This window comes from Shinella sp. CPCC 101442, assembly GCF_024704725.1.
Lineage (GTDB): Bacteria > Pseudomonadota > Alphaproteobacteria > Rhizobiales > Rhizobiaceae > Shinella.
The window spans coordinates 22,601-36,365 of sequence record NZ_JALIQS010000011.1; the positions used below are offsets into that span (position 1 = coordinate 22,601).

Here is a 13,765-nt window from a genome sequence, read left to right on the forward strand (position 1 = left end):
ATCAGCCTGCCTTCCTGCTCTTCTTGAGGTCCGCGGCGAGCGATTTCCGCAGGGCGTCCATGATGTTGACGACGTTCGAGGCGGGTTCAGGATCGCTTTTCCGAGCCTTGGTTTTCGTGGGCTTTTTCAAGGCCTTCTTCTTCTCCGCGATGAGTTTGAGAAGGCTCTCCTGTATGGGGTCGCCCACCATATCCGGTGTCCAGCGCTCCATCTTCTGCTTGATCAGCTTCTGGACCAAAGGCACCAGGTCGGGATCGGCCTCGTCGTCGATGCCGTCGAAGTAGTTCTCTTCAGGACGAACTTCGTCGCCGAACCTGAGCGACCAGAGCACGATCCCGTCATCGCGCGGTTCGAGGATCACGGCACGTTCGCGACGGCCGATGACGAGCTTCGACACTCCGACGACCTTGTCGGACTTCATCGCGTCCCTGATAACTGCAAACGCTTCGTTCCCGACCGCGTCGTCCGGCATCAGGTAGTGGGGCTTTTCGAGATAGACCCACTCGATACTGTCGGCGGGAACGAATTTATCGATATCTATGGTTTTCACGGTATCGAGAGCGACCGAGTCCAGATCGTCTTCGGTTAGGATGACGTAGTCATTCTCGCCGCGGGCATATCCCTTCGCTTCGTTCTCGTCCTTGACCATCTTGCCAGTGACGGAGTCGACATACTGGGAGACAACCCGGTTGCCCGTCTCCTTGTTAAGCGTGTGAAAGCGGACCTTCTCTGACTCTGACGTGGCCGGGGTCATGTTGACCGGGCAGGTGACAAGAGAAAGCTTGAGGTAGCCTTTCCAGTAGGGGCGGGGCATCGCTCAACCTCCTACGCCGACTTGCGCTGCGGGGCGGCCTTCGAAGAGGCGGTCTTCGTGGCCGCCCCGCGCGCCGCACGCTGCCTGCCAGCACCTTTGTTGGCATTGGCGGCGATGCGTTTCGGCTTGTCGTCCGACTTGGCGGAAATGCCCGCGCTTTCGCGTAGCGCGGCCAGAAGGTCGGACGGCTTGGATACCTCCACCCTCTTTCTTTTCGGCGGGGCCTTTCCTTCGATCTTCGCTTTGACGAGCTCCTCGAGTGCGTTCTCGTATCGATCGTCGAAAGCCGCGGGATCGAACTCACCTTTCTTAGTGGAGATGATGTGTTTTGCCAGATCGAGCATCTCGCCCTCGATCTTGATCTTGGGCATGTCTTCGAAGGCTTTCTTCGACGAGCGCACCTCGTAGTCGTAGTTCAGGGTGGTCGCGATCAAACCCTTGCCGTGCGCCCTAATCAGGACCGTGCGCACGCGGCGGAACAAAACCGTGCGGGCGATGGCAGCTACCTTGGATTTCCGCATACCGTCCCTGAGCGCCGCGAAGGCGTCGGAACCCATTCGGTCCGGAGCAAGGTAATAGGGCTTGTCGAAGTAGACATCGTCGACGTCGGCGCAGGGGATGAAAGCATCGACCTCGAGCGTCTTGTTGCTCTCCGGGATCGTCGCGGCCACCTCCTCGGGGTCGATCATGATGTACTGGCCGTTCTCGATCTCGAAGCCTTTTGCCTGCGCTTCTTTCGGGACTGGCTCTTCGGTTTCGCTATCTATGAAAACGCGGTTGACCCGGTTCCCGGTGGCCTTGTTGATGGTGTTAAAAGTCAACCTGTCCGACGTCGAGGCCGCCGTGTAGAGCGCGACCCCGAAGGAAACCTCGCCGAATTTCACGAACCCTTTCCACTGCGCTCTCTGCCCTGCCATGACGCAAAACTCCGACTCGACTGATTCGCGACTCAATCGTTACGGGGCCGATTCGTTCCGACTCGAAACGATTCTGTTTTCAGTGGTTTAGGGACACAGGGGCACCTCTGCCTCAACGGGTGTCAGGCCTGAGTTCCTGCTCGGCACTGGTTGATTGACAGCCGCTGGCAAACGCCGCCCCCACGGTATCCGCGCGGAAAGCTAAGTTACAACGGCTGGAACACGATGCGGATTTCAAGGTTCATTATCCATCCCAACGATGGAGGCCTCTAGTGAACATTGACGATTTCGCCGAACAACGCCCGCTCTTCGTGCTGGAGAATTTCTTCTCGGGTTCGCTGCGGGGGTGGGGGATCACGCTCAGTCGCATGGGCAGCCTTCAGAACCGTTTCACGATCGAGGCCGAAGGCCGATACGAGGCGTCTGCCAATACTCTGTCGCTCAAGGAGACATACGCGTTCGAAGATGGCCACCGCGACATCCTCACGTGGACCATCATCAACCGCGGGGACGGCAATTATGAAGGGCGCGAGACGCTGATCAACGGAACCGCCCAAGGCAGGCAAAGCGGCAACGCGTTTCAGTGGAAATATCATCGAGAGGTGCCCGATGCCAACGGTTCGAAGACGAAGTTCGGCTTCAACGATTGGTTCTTTCTCCACGACGAGAACCACATGACGGCCCATGCTTCGTTGACCAAGCTTGGCATCGAGTTTGCAACGATCCAGGCCTTCTACGAACGGCACTGAGCTGCGAGCCTCCGATCGGCCTGACGCGGGAACTTATCGCGGCCGCCTCGGTTTGCGTCCTGCCATTCCAAAACGAGGAGTATTCAATGGTTACCATGGTCGGAAACGAATCCACGATCGACAAGCTTGTCACGAACCTCATCTATCTCGAACACGACGCCATCGCCGCGTACGAATCCGTGATCGAGCGTCTCGACGACAAACAGCTCAGCGCGCATGTCTCCACCTTCCGTGACGACCACCTCCAGCATCTTCAGGTTCTCAACGAAATGGCACGCGAAATCGGCACGGACGCGCCGACCGAGGGCGACATGAAGCAGATGCTGACCACGGGCAAGATCGCGCTGGCGGACCTGTTCGGGGACTCGGCGATCCTGAAAGCGATGAAGACGAACGAAGACGATACTGTCACGGCATACGAGCGGGCCTCCCGGCACGAGGATGCCATCCCGCAGTCGAAGGCCTTCTTCCTGAAGGCATTGCACGACGAGCAGCGTCATCGCGAGTGGTTCGAGACGACGGCGAAAGCGTTGTGATCTTGAAATCGAGCAATCGAGTTCTCATCTAGGGCTCACACCCCGATTGATAACCACCTGCTGTGACGATGCCGTCGCGCGTTCGTGGCTGTCCGGGTCCGAAGGGCGCTCCCCTTGATCGGGTCGAGCGCCCTTCGCGTGTCCAGGCGAATGACAGACCTGCCGCCAGTTGCGGCCTCTTTCAGGGATATCAAGTTGAAGTCGAGATCACGGAATTTCCTAAAATCCGCCATCGCACTTGTGATGGCCATGACATCGCTGTCCCATCCTATGAAAGCCGTGGCATCGGAACGCACTGATGTTGCCGCTGGCCGCCGTGTTCAGGGAAGTAATGCCGAAGTCAATGGTGCAGCGTCGGAGTCCCGGCAAGCCCGCCGTCTGGTGATATTCTTCCACGGTATACGCGGGCGCGGCTCCGTTATGGCTGCGATCGGAGAGTCATGGAAAGCAACGTTACGCGAGACGGAATTCGTGTCTCCCGACGCTCCGTTCGCCCATCGGTCCGGCGGACGGCAATGGTTCACTGTCGATAACCAGGTCCTCCGTCCGGATCGCATCAAAGCCGCGCGTCGTGCTTTCGACGAGCTGGTCGGTGACATCATCCAGCGTGAAGGGTTTCAGAACGACCTGCAGAACGTCGCGTTTGTCGGCGTTTCGCAGGGGGCGATCATGGCACTCGACGCCGTCACCTCGGGACGGTGGAAAGTCGGCGCGCTCGTAAGCTTCGCTGGCCTCATGCCGTTGCCCCCAACATCGATGTCATCCGACACATCGGTCTTGCTAATACATGGGGGAGCCGACGGGACTATACCATCGACGGCATCCGTGGCGGCAAGCGGACAGCTTAAATCCGCTGGCTACGATGTCACGCTCAAAATCTTCCCGAACGTCGGCCATACGATCTCGTCGGAGCAGGCGCGGGAAGCGGCCAGCTTTCTGAAGAATCGGCTTTACGGCTAACCAACTGGCACACCGAGCGGCCGATGTCCAACCAGGAGAGCTGGCGGGTCCCGTTTCTGATCACCGCCCATTGGCAGCTTCAAGTCATCACCTTTGGATTTATCAGGATTTCCAGCGCAGGTTGACGATGGGGTAGGGGCGACCCGCATCGTCAAGACTGGAACGCCCAGTCGTCTTGAAACCTTTGGACTCGTAGAATTTGCAGGCCTGCGGGTTCTGTTCGTTGACGTCGACCGTGACGTTGTCTCTCTCCGCCCTGAAATCTTCGAGAAGCATGCTTCCGATCCCCGTTCCGCGGCTGTCTGCGTGGACAAAGAGAGCATCTATATGGTCGCCCGTTGCAGCAAGAAATCCATGCGCGATGTCGCTATCGTCCACAGCAACGGTAAGCTCAGCGTTTGGAAGGAACTTGTCACGTACCAAGTCAGCGATCGCCGCCCTGTCCTCGTCCGAAAGGAAGTCGTGGGTTGCCTCGACTGCTGTTTGCCAAATCTCGAAGTTGCGTTGGAGATCGGCGACGCGTGATGCCCGGGTGATGTAGGTTGCCATTGAGAAGGTATCCGATGTTCGCCGTCGATTACCCAAACCCGACACGCGCGGTCAAGCGGGGTGTGATGGCCCTATTTTACGAGAGCCGTCACCCGCGCCTGGCATTTGTCGCCGTCTTCGGCGCACATTTTATCGCAAGCGCCGACAAGGCAACGGCGCAGGCGTGACAACGTGATACTCGCACGATAGCGCTTCACGACGTCTTTCCGGTCCAGCTCGCCGTACATACGGCAACACTTGCATTCGACCGCGATAACCGGACCCTTGAGGGTCCTGAGCGTTGAATTAGCCTGCACGCATATGCCCGCCGCTGAGGAAACTGCAGTCTACTTTGGTCCGGTGTCGTGCGTTTGCGGCGAGCGGCGCAGTGGCGGGGTCACTGGCGACCACTTTATCTTGATCCGTCGTCCGAGCGGCTTCCATCCGCCTGCGTCGAGAGCTTCGCCCAGCGATCCCGAATAGGCGTTCAAGTCCTTTCCCGATGGTATAGAGCGCGTCATGGTCGGTGAGCCTCGGCAGATTGAGGTGGAAAATGAACTTCCTCGGCATTTTTGACAAGGCTGCATCTCGCCGTCGGAAAAAATCTTCAATAACGCCGGTCACTTAGCGCTTCTCCTTAGAGTCCTGATTCATCTAGGCTTTCGACGAAGATGGCCCTCTGTTTGCCTGGGATCGTCCGATTCAGCCGGCTTGACTCTGCTTTTAGATGGGAACAGAAGAAGAACGTCAACCATTTTTCAGGATATGAAGTCCTGTCCAACGCGAACCGAAGGAGGTCCGTGATCGATGTCGCACGCCCGGACTTCACGGCTAATCGATGATCTACGCGAACGCATCGCCCACCTTGAGGGCGGCTCGACGCGCAAGGCCGCCGTGTTGCCCTTCGGCGTTCCGGATATCGATGATCGCCTGCCGGGCGGAGGCCTGGTCTGCGGAGCGATCCACGAAGTCGCTGGCGGCGGTTCCGGTACTGTCGATGGCGCGGCCGCCGCCCTGTTCGCCGCGGGAATAGCCGCGAGGTCAAAAGGAAAGGTCCTCTGGTGCCTGACGCGTCCCGATCTCTTTGCTCCGTCCGTCTCGCAGGCGGGTTTGCATCCAGATCGCGTTGTTTACTGCGAAGGCGACAAGGACGAGGATGTCCTGGCGTCAATGGAAGAAGGGCTGTCGTTCGGCGGCTTCGCGGCCGTCGTCGGGGAGCTGGTTCGCCTGCCTATGACAGCTTCCCGACGTCTTCATCTGGCGGCCGAGAAGACGGGGACGATGGGTCTTGTCGTCAGAAGGTGGCGAAGACAAACCGAGGCATCCGACTACGGGAACCCAACCGCCTCGACGACAAGGTGGCGCGTAAGCGTTCTGCCGTCGGAGCCGCTACCAGTGGCGGGCGTGGGGAGGGCGCGCTGGCTGGCTGAACTGATGCGGGTCAAAGCGGGCGAGTGTGCCGAGTTCGAAATAGGAGCCACCGATGCCAAGGGTCGTATCTGTCTACTTCCCGTTTCTGCCGACCGACCGGATACGTCGTCATGGAGAGGGAGCCGTGCCAGCTGACCAGCCTCTTGTCGTCATCTCCCGGTCCGGGACAAAGCGATGGGTTTCCGCGGCCGACACGGCGGCGCGGAAAGTCGGCCTGCGTATCGGTATGTCGGCGAGCAAGGCGCAGGCCGTCATTGCTGGCCTGACGATGATGGATGCCGACCCCGTCGCGGATGCCGCCGCTCTCGAGCGCCTGGCTCTCTGGGCTCTCCGACAATACAGCCCGGTCGTCGCTGTCGATGGTACCGACGGCATTGTCATGGACACGGAAGGCGCGGATCATCTTCGTGGCGGCGAGGAGATGATGATCACAGGGCTTGTGAACATGCTCCGCGGGCGTGGCCTGACGGGGAGGGCCGCAGTGGCGGACACGTGGGGTGCGGCTCACGCGATCGCGCGACTGACGACTGCCGAGACCACGGTCGTTCCCATTGGCGGAGTGGCCAATGCCGTCGTCGGCCTGCCGATCCATTGCCTTCGCTTGCCACCCGACACTATTCAGCGGTTACATGTCCTTGGCGTGGAAACGGTCGGTGAACTGTCGGCCATGCCGCGCGCACCGCTGACCCTGCGTTTCGGCCCCGAGCCGGGGAGGCGGCTGGACCAGTTGTTTGGCCGGGTCGCGGAACCGATCGAGCCGCTGCGGACCCCCGACCTCGTCGTGGTCTCCAAGAACTTCCAGGAACCGATCGGCGCGGCGGAAACGATCGAGAAGTATGTCCGCCGCCTCGTCGGACAACTGACCGCCGAACTCGAGCAGCGCGGGCTTGGTGTCCGACGGTCTGACCTCGTGATCCATCGCGTCGACAACACCCGCCAGTGCCTGCGGGCTGGCCTTGCCAAGCCCGTGCGCGATCCCGCCCGTCTATCCAAGCTCCTTTGCGACCGGATCGAAAAGATCGACCCCGGGTTCGGCATCGAGCGTCTGGACCTCGTCGCCGTCATGACCGAGGTCCTCGAAGAAAGGCAGGTGGCGTCGTCGCTGATAGAAGAGGATGTCGTCGATATCACGCCCGTCATTGATGTCCTCGCCAACCGGGGTCAGCGCCTGTATCGCCTGTCGCCCGTCGCATCGGATGTACCCGAACGTTCCGTCATGCGGATCGCGCCCACCGCGCCGGAAACCGGGGCGGACTGGGCCGTGAAATGGCCGAGGCCCTCGCGCCTGTTCGCGCACCCCGAACGTATCGAGGTCACCGCGCTCCTGCCGGACCAGCCGCCTGCGGTCTTCACCTGGCGTGGCAAGCGTCGCCGCGTGAAGCGGGCGGACGGACCCGAGCGGATATTCGGCGAATGGTGGCAACGCCCCCGCGAGATGCAGGCGGTTCGCGACTACTTCGTCGTCGAAGACGAGCAGGGGGAGCGATACTGGGTCTACCGCGCCGGCGATGGCGTCGATCTCGAGACAGGCTCCCATCTCTGGTTCATTCACGGTGTCTTCGGATGAGGTACGCCGAACTCCAAGTTACCACGCACTTCTCGTTCCTTCGCGGCGCGTCGAGCGCCGAGGAACTGTTCACGAAGGCCGCCGACCTTGGCATCGACGCGCTCGGCGTCGTGGACCGCAATAGCCTTGCAGGCATCGTACGCGCATGGGAGGCTGCCAAGACGACGAAGGTCCGTCTTGTCGTCGGCTGCCGTCTCGACCTCGCGGACGGCATGTCGATCCTCGTGTACCCGACCGATCGGCCTGCATACTCGCGACTGACCCGCCTGCTGTCGCTTGGGAAATCTCGAGGAGGCAAGGGCAAGTGCATCCTCGATCTCGCAGACGTTGAAGCATACAGCGAGGGCCTGATCGCTGTCCTTGTCCCGGACGAAGCCGACGATGTCTGCGCGGGACAGCTACGCAAAATCGCCGCCGTATTCGGTGATCGGGCATATGTGAGCCTCTGCCTTCGTCGTCGCCCCAATGATCGACTTCGTCTGCACAACCTCTCGAACATGGCAATCCGGCACAAGGTCAAGACGGTCGTTACCAACGACGTCCTGTTTCATGACCCCAGCCGTCGCCAGCTGCAGGACATCGTGACCTGCATCCGAAACCGCACGACGATCGACGACATCGGCTACGACCGCGAGCGCCATGCCGACCGGTTTCTCAAGCTCCCCGAGGAGATGCATCGCCTGTTCTCCGAGTATCCGGAGGCTTTGGCGCGAACACGGGAGATCGTGGATCGCTGCAAGTTCGATATGTCCGAACTCCAGTACCAGTATCCCGAGGAAGCAATCGTACCGGGTCTCGATGCGCAGCAGTCGCTGACGAAATTCACTTGGGAAGGTGCGGCTGACAGATACCCCGAGGGCATCCCCGAGAAAGTCCGCAAGGCTATTCTTCACGAACTCGAACTGATCCGGGTGATGAAATACGCCCCGTACTTCCTGACCGTCTACAGCATCGTCAGGTTCGCGAGGTCCAAGGATATCCTGTGCCAAGGTAGAGGCAGCGCGGCGAATTCGGCGGTCTGCTATTGCCTGGGCATCACCTCCATCAATCCCGAGACGGGCGACCTCCTGTTCGAACGCTTCGTATCCATGGAGCGTAACGAGCCGCCGGACATCGATGTGGACTTCGAACACAACAGGCGTGAAGAAGTCATCCAGTGGATTTACGAGACCTACGGCCGCTCGAGGTCCGCCCTTTGCTCGACCGTCACCCGCTACCGGGCGAAGGGCGCGCTGCGCGATGTCGGCAAAGCTCTCGGACTCCCGGAAGACCTGATCGGCCAGCTGTCGTCCGGCATCTGGGGATGGTCGAAGGATGGCGTTGGCGAGAAGCAGCTCCGCGAGAACAACATGAATGCGTCGGACTACCGTCTCCAGCTCGCACTTGATCTCGCGAGCCAGCTAATGGGCGCGCCACGACATCTCGGCCAGCATCCCGGCGGTTTCGTCCTCACGCAGGATCGCCTCGACGACCTGGTGCCGATCGAGCCGGCCGCGATGGACGACCGACAGGTGGTCGAGTGGGACAAGGACGATATCGAGGCCCTGAAATTCATGAAGGTCGATGTCCTGGCGCTCGGCATGCTCTCGTGCATGGCGCGCTCGTTCGAGCTGCTCGCCGAGTACAAGGGCGTCTCGATGGGACTGGCCGACATCGAGCAGGAAGACCAGCGGACCTACGCGATGATACGCAAAGCCGACACGCTTGGGACTTTTCAGATCGAATCCCGCGCGCAGATGGCCATGCTGCCGCGGCTGAAACCGAGGACATTTTATGATTTGGTCGTGCAGGTGGCGATCGTCCGCCCCGGGCCGATCCAGGGCGATATGGTGCATCCCTACCTTCGACGCCGCGAGGGCAAGGAGAAGGTCGAATACCCGACGCCCGAACTGGAAGCCGTTCTCGGAAAAACCCTCGGAGTACCGCTTTTTCAGGAGTCGGCGATGAAGGTGGCCATGGTCTGCGCCGGGTTCTCTGCGGGCGAGGCGGACCAGCTCAGGCGTGCCATGGCCACGTTCAAGTTCACGGGCGGGGTCAGCAAATTCAAGGACAAACTGGTCAGCGGAATGGTGAAAAACGGTTACACGGCCGATTTCGCCGAGAGGACATTCAGCCAGCTCGAGGGATTCGGCAGCTATGGGTTTCCCGAAAGCCACGCTGCGAGTTTTGCTCTCATTGCCTATGCGTCGTCATGGATGAAATGCTGGCACCCCGACGTCTTCTGCGCCGCCTTGATCAATAGTCAGCCGATGGGGTTCTATTCGGTCGCGCAGATCGTCACCGACGCCCGGCAGCACGGTGTCGAAGTCCGCCCCGTCTGCGTAAACGCTTCAAGATGGGATTGCACGATGGAGCGGATCGGGGAGACGGACCGTTTCGCCGTTCGCCTCGGCATGCGGGTGGTGAAAGGACTTTCGCAGAACGACGCCGCGAGGATCGTCCTCGCCCGCGCGGATCACCCCTTCGAAAGCGCGGACGATATGTGGAGGCGTTCGGGCGTGCCGACGGCAAGCCTGGTGAAACTTGCGGAAGCCGACGCATTTCTGCCGTCCCTGAAACTCGAACGCCGTCAGGCGCTATGGGACATCAAAGCGCTGCGCGATGAGCCACTGGAACTCTGGGCAGCCGCCGCCAAGCGGGAGGCGCGGACGGTTTCCGAAACGCAGGAACCCGAGGTCATCCTGAAATCGATGACGGAGGGCAGAGAAGTTGTCGAGGACTATTCCCACACCGGGCTGACCCTAAGGGCGCACCCGATGTCCTTCCTGCGCGACGACCTCAAGGCCAAGCGGATTGTCACGTGCGCAGAAGCTATGAGCGAGAGAGACGGGAGGTGGCTTTGGACAGCAGGCCTTGTCCTCGTCAGGCAGCGCCCGGGTTCGGCCAAGGGCGTCATGTTCCTAACATTGGAAGACGAAACGGGGATCGTGAATGCCGTCGTATGGCCGTCATTGTTCGAACGCCAGCGACGGGTGCTGATGACGGCGTCCATGATGGGCATCCACGGTAAGATTCAGCGGGAAGGCGAGGTCGTCCATCTGGTTGCCCAGCGGCTGTTCGACTTCTCGAGCGACCTATCAAGCCTGGGTGAACGGGACGGGGACTTCCCCCTCCCGCATGGCCGCGGCGATCAAGTCAAATACGGGGGCGGGCCTGACCTGCGGGACAATCCGAAACCTGCGGTGCAGGCTCGGGATATATACGTCCCCGATCTGCACATCGATACGCTTAAAGTGCGGTCCCGGAATTTCCACTGACGGCGGCATGCGGTCCTAAGCCGACATTGCGTCACTGGCCTTTGTCGTCAGCTCTTCCGCCAAACGCTCTATCCCATCTTGATCCCTGTTCCAGTTGTCGCCGACTTCACCAAGATACGCCCGCTTCGCGTAATCCAATATCAAGGCGCTTCGATCACTGAGTTGGGGTATTGCCCAGCTGGCAGCTTCGTCCTTGCTGACGAAGGTGCCGTTTCTCGCAGTGTACCAAATTCGTGCCAGTGTCAGCAGAACATTGCGGGTATCCTCGCGAACTGCTCCCATCAATTCAGGGAGCAGTTCGCGCATGGCGTTTCGAATGTCGCTCACTGGAATCATGGGCAGAACTGCATCTCGATCCGGTCCGAATAGCGCGATAGCTTCTTGTTGGGCTTGGGCCAGAACGAGCGTGAATTCAACATTCTGCACCGGCATAGGCGTCTCGCCTGCCTCAAGAGCATCACGAAGCCATTCACCAAATATGAACTCGGCTCGGGCTGGAAAATGCCCTGAGGCCAGGTCGGGGCGGGTGAAGACCATGACTTCGAGACAGCGCAGGCCCCCCGGCGCTGACGGATGGCGACCAGAAAGCTTGAGGAGCGACGAAAGAAGCGTCGTTCTTTCGCTCTGGGTCATTTGACGATCGATGACCGCAAGCAGGTCGATATCGCTTTGAGGCCGAAGCCCCGCGGAAACTGCCGAGCCATGCAGATAGACCGCACGCAGGCAGTCTTCGAGGCTGTCGTGCAGCGCTGCCAATGCGGCCGGGACTTGCTCAGATTGGTTCAGCACTGACTGCATCGCAACTCCATTTCGACGTGAATACTATATCAAAACGTGTGACCGCAATTGGCGCTTAGGCGTGGCGATCGCCGCCAGCCCCAACCGGTGTCTTACTGCCACGTTCAACGTCCACCAATGCGGCTTCAGTGAGCAGCCATCTTGATAAGGACCGTTGTCACGAGTTTTGCAGGGTCAGCTTCAATCGAAGGATTGTTTTCGTGTACTTCAAGTCGGCAGGCGAAACGCTCCCCGCGGGGTGTCTTCTCGACATCCCACTTGACACCTGTCTCCTTTGCCCAGCCGATCAGCATAGCCGTCGCATCGTAGAGGCCGTCATAAGACCCCGTATATGTCATGCTAACGAACCGGCCTTGCGGTAACGTCCCGCTCACGAGGCGTCCGGTAAGCGGGATCGCGGCATCCGTCGTCATTCCAACCTCTATTTCGAGCTTGGGCATGTCGATGAGGTTGAATTTCACGAATTCCATTCCGTCCGGTTCAACACCCGCCCTTTTGAATGCATCGAACAGTTCGTCGAACGCGGGGTCCATCTCCTCGGCGAAAGGGATCGTTACCGGAAGGCGGACGGCAACGTATGGTTTAGGTCCGAGCTCGATAGTTTGCGGCATCGTCAACATGATCTCTCTCCTCAAATACTTGATCAAGGACGAACGAGGAGACCGTGAACCGACACCGCAATGCGATTAGTCGCGAGGTCGAACATGGGGTGGCCCGAGGGCGGCATCGGGCCCACACGCACGCCTGATCCGTGAGATCAACAGGGTTCCTCCACCATGATCGCCATGGATCGCGCGGATTAACTGCCGGCCCGCAAGAAGGCGGCCGACCCGCCGTCCGTGTTGTAGGCCGCTACCGCAGCAACCCCGCGCTGTCGAATTCGGCCCAGTCATCCAGGGATGGGGACAGGTCCTCCGACTTCCCGCTCACCGCCGATTTCCTAGCCCGCTTTTTCAAAGAGCGTGTCAGCTTCGCCTTATACGCCGCCCGACGCCTGTTTTCCGCCGCAGCCGCGATGTCGTCCTCTCGCCACTCGTCGACCGTACCGTTGTTCAGGAGTTCCTCTACGACACGGGGGTCGAAGACGTGGAAGGTAATCTGCTTGGCACGCCCCGCCAGTCGCACGGTCCGCGTTCCGGCGCTGGGGAGGCGTCCGTCGGCGAGCCAGCGGTGCCTCTCGCCCTGCTTGATTGTCAGGATGTCCTGGATTTCCCGCGGAATGACCGGCAGGCTTTCGATGTCTTTCATGGCCGTCGAAACTATACCGACGGCCGCCTGAAACTCGGTTTTAGCCGACGACGGCATCGTGAGCACGATCTCGCCGCTCTCGAGAACGAGCGACTTCCTCGACGACATGGGCAGCCTTGCGCGCAGCTCCAGCAGAGTGCCCTTCGCGCGCACCGCTGATCCTAGAGTGGCGGCAGGGGTCAAGGTCCACGTCCTCAGGAGTTCGATATCGCTGGGTTTGTCTTTCGTCATACGGGAGAAATGTGTGCCGATGCGGGTGAAGTCAACGAGCATCGGCGAGCCGGGAATACCAGCCGACGTAAGGCGTGTTCTTGATCATATGTCGATTGAGATCGGGTGTTCCGTCGTGCCACCACACCGGGCCGCGCTCGCCAAGAGCGACCTTTGCATCGTCTACTCGTCTGCGGGCCTTCGCGATCTCGTCCGAGTTTCCCTTCGCGTCCCGCACAGCGCGGCGCGCGGACATGAGGTCGTTGACCAGGCGCTGACGGTCGTCCTCGGCGAGCGCGGGGTTGCTCTTGCGCCAGAGGCGGCCGCGTACGACGAAATATCTGCCGTCTGGCGTATCGGGGTACTTGCTCACGTCAACCTCCTGTCTTCGTAGGAACTTTCCAGTGAGCCATAGGTTTCCATGCACGAGGTCGCGGCGTGTCAAGCCGACGCGATGGGGATGGTGAACACGGTGATTTTTCGGCTTTCTCACCGTGGCCAACGAATAGGCAGGCGAGCGCCCCACCCATCCGCCGCGATCTCGACTATGAATCAATGGAGGACAGACCCATGTCGAAACGCGAGCTAATCGATACCGGAACCGACAAGCGCTACGTGCGCCGGGACGAGGACGGCAAGTTCAAGGAATCCGTGGATGTCAGCCGTTCCTTGTCGGCTGACAAGCGGCATGACGCCAAGCACGAGGCCAAATCGGGCGAAGGTGACAAAGGCGATCGCAAGCGCTGATCC

At 60.2% G+C, this 13,765-nt stretch carries 15 protein-coding genes; 8 read left to right on the forward strand and 7 right to left on the reverse strand.

The annotated features are described in order from the left end of the window. Window position 1: 1 nt before the first annotated feature. Together MUO32_RS26075 and MUO32_RS26080 are read right to left on the reverse strand one after the other, a co-directional pair. On the reverse strand, window positions 2-814 hold the full coding sequence (locus MUO32_RS26075; protein WP_257951288.1) for a Ku protein: 813 nt from the start codon (window positions 812-814) through the stop codon (window positions 2-4). 11 nt (window positions 815-825) lie between these two features. Beyond that, window positions 826-1,731 carry a Ku protein gene (locus MUO32_RS26080; protein ID WP_257951289.1) on the reverse strand — a complete coding sequence of 302 codons (906 nt, stop codon included), beginning with the start codon at window positions 1,729-1,731 and terminating at the stop codon, window positions 826-828. A 272-nt stretch (window positions 1,732-2,003) separates the two neighbouring features. Here MUO32_RS26080 and MUO32_RS26085 point away from each other — a divergent pair, with 272 nt between their 5' ends. The 3 genes from MUO32_RS26085 to MUO32_RS26095 all read left to right on the forward strand — a co-directional run bounded on the left by MUO32_RS26085 (window position 2,004) and on the right by MUO32_RS26095 (window position 3,976). Next, window positions 2,004-2,480, forward strand: coding sequence for a DUF3833 domain-containing protein (locus MUO32_RS26085; protein ID WP_257951290.1), 477 nt, complete (start codon window positions 2,004-2,006; stop codon window positions 2,478-2,480). 86 nt (window positions 2,481-2,566) lie between these two features. Then, window positions 2,567-3,016: a DUF892 family protein gene (locus MUO32_RS26090; RefSeq protein ID WP_160857096.1), complete on the forward strand. Its 450-nt coding sequence runs from the start codon at window positions 2,567-2,569 to the stop codon at window positions 3,014-3,016. 195 nt (window positions 3,017-3,211) lie between these two features. Continuing rightward, a complete protein-coding gene (locus MUO32_RS26095) occupies window positions 3,212-3,976 on the forward strand; it encodes an alpha/beta hydrolase (RefSeq protein WP_257951291.1) in 765 nt (254 codons plus the stop codon). 102 nt (window positions 3,977-4,078) lie between these two features. Here the strand turns inward: MUO32_RS26095 and MUO32_RS26100 are convergent, their stop codons facing one another. Next, window positions 4,079-4,525, reverse strand: coding sequence for an acetyltransferase (locus MUO32_RS26100; RefSeq protein WP_257951292.1), 447 nt, complete (start codon window positions 4,523-4,525; stop codon window positions 4,079-4,081). Between the two features lie 14 nt (window positions 4,526-4,539). On the opposite strand from MUO32_RS26100, the gene MUO32_RS26105 reads away from it, so the two are divergent. From MUO32_RS26105 to MUO32_RS26120, 4 genes are all read left to right on the forward strand, one after another. Further along, on the forward strand, window positions 4,540-4,692 hold the full coding sequence (locus MUO32_RS26105; protein WP_257951293.1) for a hypothetical protein: 153 nt from the start codon (window positions 4,540-4,542) through the stop codon (window positions 4,690-4,692). A 619-nt stretch (window positions 4,693-5,311) separates the two neighbouring features. After that, entirely contained in the window at window positions 5,312-6,070 is a 759-nt protein-coding gene (locus tag MUO32_RS26110; protein ID WP_257951294.1) for an ImuA family protein, read from the forward strand. Further along, window positions 5,988-7,502 (forward strand): DNA polymerase Y family protein, encoded by a 1,515-nt coding sequence (locus MUO32_RS26115; protein ID WP_257951295.1) that lies wholly within the window; start codon window positions 5,988-5,990, stop codon window positions 7,500-7,502. Before MUO32_RS26110 ends, MUO32_RS26115 begins: the two co-directional genes overlap by 83 nt. Then, window positions 7,499-10,759, forward strand: a complete 3,261-nt coding sequence (locus MUO32_RS26120; protein ID WP_257951296.1) for an error-prone DNA polymerase — start codon at window positions 7,499-7,501, stop codon at window positions 10,757-10,759. Before MUO32_RS26115 ends, MUO32_RS26120 begins: the two co-directional genes overlap by 4 nt. 15 nt (window positions 10,760-10,774) lie before the next feature. On the opposite strand, the gene MUO32_RS26125 is transcribed toward MUO32_RS26120, so the two are convergent. From MUO32_RS26125 to MUO32_RS26140, 4 genes are all read right to left on the reverse strand, one after another. Beyond that, window positions 10,775-11,557, reverse strand: coding sequence for an aminoglycoside adenylyltransferase family protein (locus MUO32_RS26125; protein ID WP_257951297.1), 783 nt, complete (start codon window positions 11,555-11,557; stop codon window positions 10,775-10,777). A 125-nt stretch (window positions 11,558-11,682) separates the two neighbouring features. Continuing rightward, entirely contained in the window at window positions 11,683-12,177 is a 495-nt protein-coding gene (locus MUO32_RS26130) for a GyrI-like domain-containing protein (protein WP_257951298.1), read from the reverse strand. 232 nt (window positions 12,178-12,409) lie between these two features. Next, on the reverse strand, window positions 12,410-13,036 hold the full coding sequence (locus MUO32_RS26135) for a hypothetical protein (protein WP_257951415.1): 627 nt from the start codon (window positions 13,034-13,036) through the stop codon (window positions 12,410-12,412). A 31-nt stretch (window positions 13,037-13,067) separates the two neighbouring features. Further along, window positions 13,068-13,388, reverse strand: a complete 321-nt coding sequence (locus tag MUO32_RS26140; protein WP_257951299.1) for a hypothetical protein — start codon at window positions 13,386-13,388, stop codon at window positions 13,068-13,070. A 197-nt stretch (window positions 13,389-13,585) separates the two neighbouring features. Between MUO32_RS26140 and MUO32_RS26145 the strand changes: the two genes are divergently transcribed. Beyond that, window positions 13,586-13,762: a hypothetical protein gene (locus MUO32_RS26145; protein ID WP_257951300.1), complete on the forward strand. Its 177-nt coding sequence runs from the start codon at window positions 13,586-13,588 to the stop codon at window positions 13,760-13,762. Window positions 13,763-13,765: the final 3 nt, after the last annotated feature.

Coding starts and splice junctions, on each gene's coding strand:
- MUO32_RS26130 (WP_257951298.1), bottom strand. CDS start 12,177: ATGTTGACGATGCCGCAAACTATCGAGCTCGGACCTAAACCATACGTT.
- MUO32_RS26100 (WP_257951292.1), bottom strand. CDS start 4,525: ATGGCAACCTACATCACCCGGGCATCACGCGTCGCCGATCTCCAACGC.
- MUO32_RS26145 (WP_257951300.1), top strand. CDS start 13,586: ATGTCGAAACGCGAGCTAATCGATACCGGAACCGACAAGCGCTACGTG.
- MUO32_RS26120 (WP_257951296.1), top strand. CDS start 7,499: ATGAGGTACGCCGAACTCCAAGTTACCACGCACTTCTCGTTCCTTCGC.
- MUO32_RS26125 (WP_257951297.1), bottom strand. CDS start 11,557: ATGCAGTCAGTGCTGAACCAATCTGAGCAAGTCCCGGCCGCATTGGCA.
- MUO32_RS26115 (WP_257951295.1), top strand. CDS start 5,988: ATGCCAAGGGTCGTATCTGTCTACTTCCCGTTTCTGCCGACCGACCGG.
- MUO32_RS26090 (WP_160857096.1), top strand. CDS start 2,567: ATGGTTACCATGGTCGGAAACGAATCCACGATCGACAAGCTTGTCACG.
- MUO32_RS26110 (WP_257951294.1), top strand. CDS start 5,312: ATGTCGCACGCCCGGACTTCACGGCTAATCGATGATCTACGCGAACGC.
- MUO32_RS26105 (WP_257951293.1), top strand. CDS start 4,540: ATGTTCGCCGTCGATTACCCAAACCCGACACGCGCGGTCAAGCGGGGT.
- MUO32_RS26135 (WP_257951415.1), bottom strand. CDS start 13,036: ATGACGAAAGACAAACCCAGCGATATCGAACTCCTGAGGACGTGGACC.
- MUO32_RS26075 (WP_257951288.1), bottom strand. CDS start 814: ATGCCCCGCCCCTACTGGAAAGGCTACCTCAAGCTTTCTCTTGTCACC.
- MUO32_RS26080 (WP_257951289.1), bottom strand. CDS start 1,731: ATGGCAGGGCAGAGAGCGCAGTGGAAAGGGTTCGTGAAATTCGGCGAG.